The sequence below is a fragment of the Methanosarcina sp. genome, from assembly GCF_035390745.1.
Classification (GTDB): domain Archaea; phylum Halobacteriota; class Methanosarcinia; order Methanosarcinales; family Methanosarcinaceae; genus Methanosarcina.
On record NZ_DAOOUJ010000093.1, the window covers coordinates 1 to 8020 of the forward strand.

An 8020-nucleotide genomic window follows, 5' to 3' on the forward strand; every position below is an offset into this window, starting at 1 on the left:
TATAAATGGAAGAGGTTTAGAGCTTTCCCGGTCTGAGAGGTATGTAAGGCTGGAAAAACCTTGCCCACATGTCCCGGAAATACTTTTCATAGACTCCTGGCTGGATCGAGTCGCTTCTTCCAATAAGTACGGCACCTGCAAGTATAAAGAGGCAGCCGTTGATCGTATTCGACTGCAGAGTCTCTCCCAGGAGAGTGCAGCAGAAACAGATACTGCTGACCGGCTCAAGCAGGGAGAGCACGGCTGCGGTTTGAGCTTTAATACGAGCCAGCCCTCTAAAGTACAGTAGAGATGCAAGAGCAGCAGCTATGATTCCTAAAGGTATTAGCAATTTAAGGTTTTCAAGCAAAACCGGCCCTGACACGGATATTCCGAAAGGGAAGAGCAGGATAAGGGTTACCGATGTTGACCAGAACATCTGCTCTACAGCCGAATAGTTTTCCTTCAGGTGATTCATGGTCATGATCGAGCAGCCATATGAAAGACCTGAGATCAGTCCGAAAAGGATTCCTGTAATGTAGATTCCATTTTCCGGGGCTGCAATCCCGCCTGCGTTTAAAGGGTTGATAGCAAGCAGTATACCCGAGATAGAGAGGGTAAGTGCAAGCATATCCAGTACAGTTACACGCTCTTTAAGGAGCAGGGGAGAGAGCAGGGTAACATATATCGGCGCTGTATACAGGAGAAGCACAGCTACAGGGATGCCGAGCTGCCTTATTGCGGAGAAGTAGGTAAACATCGTTACGGCATTAAGAACCCCAAGCAAAAGCATATAGGATTTCTTTTGCTTCAGTTGAACTTTTCTTATCCCCCCGAACAAAGCAAGATACCCAAGAACGACCGCAAACCCGAAAAATGAGCGGTAGAAAAGGATGGAACCTGCTTCCATTCCTTCTATTTCTCTTACAAATATGCCTGTTATCCCGAAAAGGATACAGGAAGTAATAACTGCTGTAAATGATTGATTATTTTCATTGAATGTAGTGAACATAATAATTACAAGAGAGATATTAGACCCTGAATATAAAACTATTTGAAAATTATAAATCAGTATATATATAAAAAGATACTGAAGTTAGACATAAACTTAAGTAAATAATGGATAGAAGAAAAAATAACATAAATTATAAAATAATAATGAGTAAAAATAAGGAAGAATTAAAGGAAAAAATAATGTATAAATAAAAATAAAATATAAATTAATATAAAATATAAATTAATTAATATTTCTTCCTGTTTACTCTACAAAATAAATCATTTCGTTTGGAGTACGGGTCAGTTCATTACTCTCTATCCCCGACCGAATGAGTTTTTCTATCCTGTCCCATGCATTTTTGCGGGTGGTCTTAATCCCCAGCACCCTCGAGGTCTGGATGATAAGGTCTTCCATAGGGGTTGAGTACTGGTTTGTAAGGACGAAACGGACAGCCTCCTTTATCTCTTCGTCACAGATCCATTCGATCTTTGCATACGCTTCGGCATCCCGCCTGCGCAAAAGGGCTGAAGGTCCCGAAATAGGCCAGTAAAATTCTCCTTTTGCCTGAATTTTTCCCGAACTTTCGGCAGATGCCGCAGCGTCAAGTATCCTCTGCCTTATTTTACCGAGCATGCGCGGGAGTCCTGTATGTGATCTTATCCTCTGGAGTATTTCCTCCGAATGAATGGGGCCTTCAACTTCCACAATATTTACAACTGCCTCCTCGATCTGTGCATCAGAGATTTCAGAAAGGTCTGCTGACTGCTGGAGTCCGGAGGAGAGGCAGATTCTGTAAGGAGGAACAAGAGCTTCAAGAGCGTTCACTTTTTCTGATACCTTTTCCTCCACCCCTTTCACATCATCAGGGTCATCAGGTTCGATTATTTTGGGATTTTTAACCCCGGACGTTGAACCGGAACCGGTTTCTGGTTTACCCTGAGTATCACTGCCATGTATGGATTCAGATTCAATTTTAGATTTAAGCCCTGATTCAGATTTTATTCCGGGTTTCGAACCATCTTTATCCTTTTTTTCTACTCCGGTTTCATTTCTGGCTTTTATTTCACTGCCAATCTTAGCTCCAGAGCTGGATTCCAATCCTGCCTTATTTCCAGACCCGGTTTCAGGTTCAAATATTATTTCAGGCCCTGAACTCCATTGAGGGTCAGGATAATCGTCCTCATCAGGTTCTTCAGGATCAAAGAAGCCTCCAGAGCCGTAAATGTAAGCAAATTCGTTAATCTTCCTGCCTTTTCTCTTCTTTTCCGGACCTGCACTGAAATCGATTTCAGGGTAAGCCTGGTAGAAGTTCATTTTTTCAGGTTCAGGCTCAGGAATCAGGTACGATTCTTCCCCCATATCCGTTTCAAAATCCGAGCGCGGATCAGCACTGAATTTAAGAAGTTTTGATTTCTTTGATTTTCTGGAAGGCCTGTTTCTGGAGTTTTCGTCAGCTAATGTGGCCATAGACTCTGCTTTGAAAGTCATTTCAGGAAGGAAATCTCCACCTGAAGAAGTTGAAAGACTTTTATTCAACCCGAAGACATCCTGATAAGATAATTCTTCATCTCCTGCTTCGTCTTCATATTCCCGATCTTCTGCCGGTTCCCCTTCGTATGCTTCTTCTGTCTCCTCTTCGTCTGCTGCTTCAGGAGGAGTTTTTGTGATACGCTTCTTTTTAGGCGAGTATTCGACCTGAACTTTCCTCACAAAGGGCGAATTTCCTGAAATGTTTTCTAAAAGGATATCCGTCCCGGAGGATTTTTTCGTCAGAGGAGCTGTCTCAAATGTCTTCACTTCAGATTCTTCAGAAGAATTGACATCAGGCAAAATCATACTGGCAGCAGGACTGACACTTATCTCATAATTTTTTGCGGTTTTTGCCCAGGCAGCGGGCTCGTTTAGATTTACAGCTTCAGGTTCGGGTTCGGATTTCGCCTGCAGTTTTGCCTGCTTAACAGCTTCCTTTACGGTTTCAAGCAGTTTTTCCCTGCATTCTTTGGGGTGGAGATACCAGTCAGTAGACCAGACCCTGTAGATATTCCAGCCCAGCCCTTCAAGTACCTGCTGGCGCAGGCGGTCGCGGTCCCTTGCAACAGGAGATGAATGGTAATCTGCCCCGTCGCACTCGATCCCGAGCACATACCTGCCGGGATGGTGAGGGTGAGGGACAGCAAGGTCGAGCCTGTATCCTGCGCACCCTATCTGCCTGTGGACCTCACACTCGTTTTCAGTAAGAAACTCGGCAACCGCTTCTTCGAAAGGAGAATCAAGTTCCTTCATACCGCACGACGGCGCAGGAAGCGTGCCGCTCTCGGCAAACTCAAGGAAGACTTTGAGGGCTTTGAGCCCGAAAGGAGAGTTTTCGTCAAGTGGCAGGTCTCTTGAAGTAAAGTTTGAAAATACAACGCATTTTTCCCTTGCCCTTGTGATAAGCACATTAAGACGCCTTTCTCCTCCGTCCCTGTTAAGAGGACCGAAGTTAAGGGAAAGTTTCCTGTTGTAATCAAAGCCGTAACCAACACTCAGCAGAATTACATCCCTTTCGTCGCCCTGGATGGTTTCGAGGTTCTTTACAAAGAAGTGTTCACCCCTGTCATTCCCGGAATTTAGGTCAAACCCCGGGTTTGCTTTAAGGAGGGCTTCTATCTCTTCCTGAATAGCTTCCTGCTGTTTAATATTGAAGGTCCCGACCCCGAGGCTCTTTCCGGGATACTTCTGGTAGTGTTCAAACACTGCCCTGGCAACAGCTCTTGCTTCTATCCTGTTTACCCCGCTCTTGCCCCTGTCGTAAGCTGCATCAGGGAGGTGGACGAACTTCAACCCCAGGCTTTCATCTTTCTGCATAGGGGAGGGGTAAACGTAGAGGCGGTTATCGTAGAACTCCTGGTTTGAAATTGCAATCAGGGACTCGTGCCTGCTCCTGTAGTGCCAGCGCAGGGTCTTTACCGGGAAACTGCGCTTGCAGACGTTAAGTATGCTTTCCATGTCCCCTGCGGGTGTATAGTCTTCGGGCTCAGTTTCATGAGAATCGACAACAGTATCGAAGAAGTCAGTTGGAGGAAGCTGCTTTGAGTCTCCCATTACCACTACCTGCTTTCCGCGCAGGAGCGCACCGACAGCATCTTCGGGCCTGACCTGACTTGCTTCGTCAAAGATGATAACATCGAACCTTGTGCTCCGCGGGTCAAGGTACTGCGCAATGGAAAGCGGGCTCATGAGGAAGCAGGGCTTGATTTTCTGTATAAGGCCGCCTGCTTTTTTCATTAGTGTTCGGATAGGCATGTGTCCGCGTTTGCGGTTGAATTCGTTAAGCAAAATTCCAGCTTCGGAAGCCCTTGACGCCCCAGAAGTCAGCTTTGGAGCGTCTTCATAGGCAGAACAGACAATCCTCTTCCTGTTTTCAAGCAGGACTTTTTTGTCAAGCTCTATGAACTTGCTGATCTTGCCTTCATGCAGTTCCCGGATAAAAGCAGATAGATCTGGTCTCTCCCTGAAAGCCCGATGCAACATGCTTTCCGCGTAGTTTCCTTCAAAAGCAGGGATCATATCCTGAGGCTCTATTTTTCCGGCTTCTATGTCATCAAGCATAGGAGAAGCGAGTGTCTCAAGGCATGCCTGCCTGTATCCAAGGTACTGGCTCCAGAAAACAAGGGAAGAAGTCTCATCTTTCCATTTGGTTACACGGGTCTTTAACTGGCTGAGTTTTACAGCTTCGATATCACCGAACATTTTCCCGAAATCTGCCCCTATGAGAATGCCGAGTTTTTCAATGGAGAGAAGGAAAGTATCCTTTGCTGCCATGACTTCGTTCACTGCAGATTCAACGGATGCCGAGTCAACTCCGCTCCCAACAAGCCTGACCGACCTGTCAGTTAAAAAGCCGTCTTTGATATGCCTGCGGAAAGGAACCATCCATTTGCAGTAATCTTCCAGCAGGGCAGGGTCGCTCTCAAAGCCTTTCCAGTAATCCGAGAAGAATTTTTTCCCGCTTATTTCAGCCCCTTCAAGCTCAGTCCTGCGCGCCTTGCATTCGGAAACGCAGGCAAGGTCGAGAAGGATTTTGCTGTCTTTTGAAGGAGCCCCCGAAATATAGCAGGCTGAAATATCCTTTTTTAATTTCCTGTATTTTGAGTTTAAAATGCTGAGCAGTTTGCCGGAAACTTCCTTAAATTCCGATGCGTTGAAATCAAAAACAGAAGGATGGAAAGTTTTTTCCACAAAGGTTTTCAGTTCCCTGTACTGCCTGACCTTTGATACCAGAGCTTCGGCTTCGGATATAAAAGCCTCGGAGTCCCATTCAGGGTTCTGAAGCAGTTTCTCAGGAAGGGGCTTTGATTTGCTGATAAGTTTTGCAGCTTCGGTTATGCCGGAAATATCTTTGAGCGTCTGAGGCTTTGCGGTTGCAGAGATATCGTTGAGGGTTTTTATCGACTTTTCAAGGTTTTCAAAAGCAAAAGCGCATTCATCTGCAACAGCCCCGATTTCCCCGAGGTCTGAAGGCAGAACAAGTCCTGGCTCACAGCCGTACCAGGTATTTTTCTTAACCGGCCCAAGGGCTGGAAGTACCTGCCCCATTTTTTCCAGAATAGACTCGGCTTCTGCCCAGGCTGCAGGTTCCCATGTCTCAGCATCCTGAAACTTAAAGCGGGGCATTTTCAGGCCCTTTGACTCAAAGTAAATCCTGTTCTTTTCCTTTACTCCATAAAGAGAATACAGGCTTGGATAGATCTTTCCCGCAGGTTCCCTGAGTGTCTGTGCATACCCGTTGAGCTCCTGTTTAAGCTTTTCAAGCTCGTTAAGGTCCCTTTCGGCACTTATAGCAGGAGGAGCTTCGCGGTTAAGGGCTTTCTCCAGCTCTTCAAGTACGGCTTTTTTCCTTGTCTGGTGGCTGTGGACCTCGAGGCAGAGATCTCCCAGACCGGCATTGTCGAGCCTGCTCTTTACTACCTGAAGGGCAGCCATCTTTTCACTCACAAAGAGTACGCTTTTGCCCTGTGCAAGCAGTTCTGCAATTGTGTTTGCAATGGTCTGGGACTTTCCGGTTCCGGGAGGCCCTTCCACTACAAGGTCTTTTCCGGCTTTTACATCTTCGATGACAGCAATCTGGGAAGAGTCGGCATCCATTATATGGTAGGTGTCTTTTGCCGTAAGTTTAAGGTCAACTTCCTCTTCCCGAAAGCCCTGAACCTCACTTTCGGGTTCCTGAGGATTGAAGACTTTCTGAATCAGTGGATGCTCTGCAGGGGACATGTCTTCAGGCCAGGTCGCAGTGTCCAGGTCTTTATACATGACGAATTTTCTGAAGTTGAAGAGGTCCAGGCAGACTTCCGGAATGATTTTCCATTCAGGTTTTTCGCGGATTGCCGCAGCCACTGTCCTGAAGTATTCCTGTATCCCTGAGGCTTCTTCAGGCATCTCGAATTCAGGAATCTCTATTCCGAATTCTTTCATCCTCGCCTGAAGGGTAATGGAGGTGAAAACCTCATCCCCTGTCCACTGGATGCTGAAATTTCTTCCTTTTCCTATCCTTTTGAGTTCAACAGGGACAAGGATAAGGGGGGCCTTCAGGCTCTTTGCCGGAGATTTGGTTTCACTCCACTGCAAAAAACCCATTGCAAGATAAAGAACCGGATATCCCTGCTCTTCAAAAATGGAATTTGCCTGGTTAAAAACGTAAAAAAGCTTCCTGTCAAGGGTCTCATTGTCGTCAGGAGTTTCAAGGAAAGGTTCGGAACGGGAGTTAGATGTTTTATTTTTTTCTTCGGAAGTAAGGATTTTACCTATCGTTTTCAGCAGCCGGTTTTCGCTTTCCGCATCATCGTCTTCTTCCCCATTTTCAGCCTTTCTACCTTTTTTGGGTCTGGTTTTAATTGCCCTGAATTTCATTGATTTTTCCTGAAGAACAAAAAGGTCATAGACCTCCTCCGGAGTTCTGCCCGTAATTGAAATTGTCCGTCTCGGGGAAGGACGGTAATTGAGAAGGTTATTCCGAAGGGATAAATCGAGTAAATTCTGCCTTAGTGTTTCCAGTTCCTTAACTACGTCCACCATAAAAATACCAGGCCATGTTCAAATAATCAATAAAATATATTTGTGATACAGATAAGAATACAGAATATTTACTAATAAATTTTACCATGTTTTGCCGGAAATGAAGCTTCAACTCTGGCAGAAAGATCTTCCGAAACCGGAACGAAATCCTCAGGAAGTCTTTTTAAATTCTGAAAGAATCCAGTTCCTTAAACATACAACTTTAGAATATTGATGTAAGAGTATAAAACATTTTACCAGACATTTTAAATTTTATATATTTCTAATTACTCTGAGCTTTATATACTCCTCTGAAAAAGGATTAAGTAAGTGTGTATAAGTGGGTGTATATTAGCTGTTTGAAATTGTATGTACAAACAAGGAACTACATCTGAAATATCTGTTATTAGAATTTGTTGGTAGCTCCTGATTAATCGGCCGATATTATTCAGTAAGTAGAGAAAAAAATGGGATCGAAAATTGAAAAAAAGCAGCACGAAGCAATAAAAACAGATGTAGAAATGGAAATTTTCCAAATATAACCTGGTTCTGTACTGTTTATTTCCTTTGCTTTCGCCTTTTTCCTATTAGATTCATCCCTATAACGAACCCAATTCCAATGAAAATTCCAGTAACTATTCCATTCATTAAATCAATGAGACAGATATCCTAATAATGTGCATACAATAAGGGCTATGATAAAATACAAAAACTGCTCTTTCATTAGAGGTTTTTCCATGTTTACCATCTTCTGGCTTTACCTTCCTTTTATTTTTTCCAGATCATTTTCGACCTAACTTCCGCCTTTTTAAGCGCATAAATTCAATTTTTCCATAATCTCTTTTTGCTTTCTTGTGAGTTCTGTAACTATTACTTCCCCATTTTGCAGTTCTATTTTCCTTATCTTTTCAAGCTCTAAGAGTAAACTTTCAACTGTATATTCCTCGATAATCCTGGTCTCCCTCATTATATTGAGTAGCCTCATTCTAATAATGAGTCCAATGAAGCAGA

General features: G+C 44.2%; 2 protein-coding genes and 1 pseudogene. All 3 read right to left on the reverse strand.

What is annotated here, in order from left to right:
* Positions 1-16: 16 nt before the first annotated feature.
* On the reverse strand, positions 17-991 hold the full coding sequence (locus tag PLL47_RS13980) for a DMT family transporter (protein ID WP_324447061.1): 975 nt from the start codon (positions 989-991) through the stop codon (positions 17-19).
* A 246-nt stretch (positions 992-1237) separates the two neighbouring features.
* Positions 1238-7030: a DUF3320 domain-containing protein gene (locus PLL47_RS13985; RefSeq protein WP_324447062.1), complete on the reverse strand. Its 5793-nt coding sequence runs from the start codon at positions 7028-7030 to the stop codon at positions 1238-1240.
* A 787-nt stretch (positions 7031-7817) separates the two neighbouring features.
* Positions 7818-8020, reverse strand: a pseudogene (locus PLL47_RS13990) (IS1634 family transposase); the annotation flags it as partial.

Excerpts from the sequence above, each read along its gene's own strand:
- PLL47_RS13980 (WP_324447061.1), bottom strand. The coding sequence starts at position 991 with ATGTTCACTACATTCAATGAAAATAATCAATCATTTACAGCAGTTATT.
- PLL47_RS13985 (WP_324447062.1), bottom strand. The coding sequence starts at position 7,030 with ATGGTGGACGTAGTTAAGGAACTGGAAACACTAAGGCAGAATTTACTC.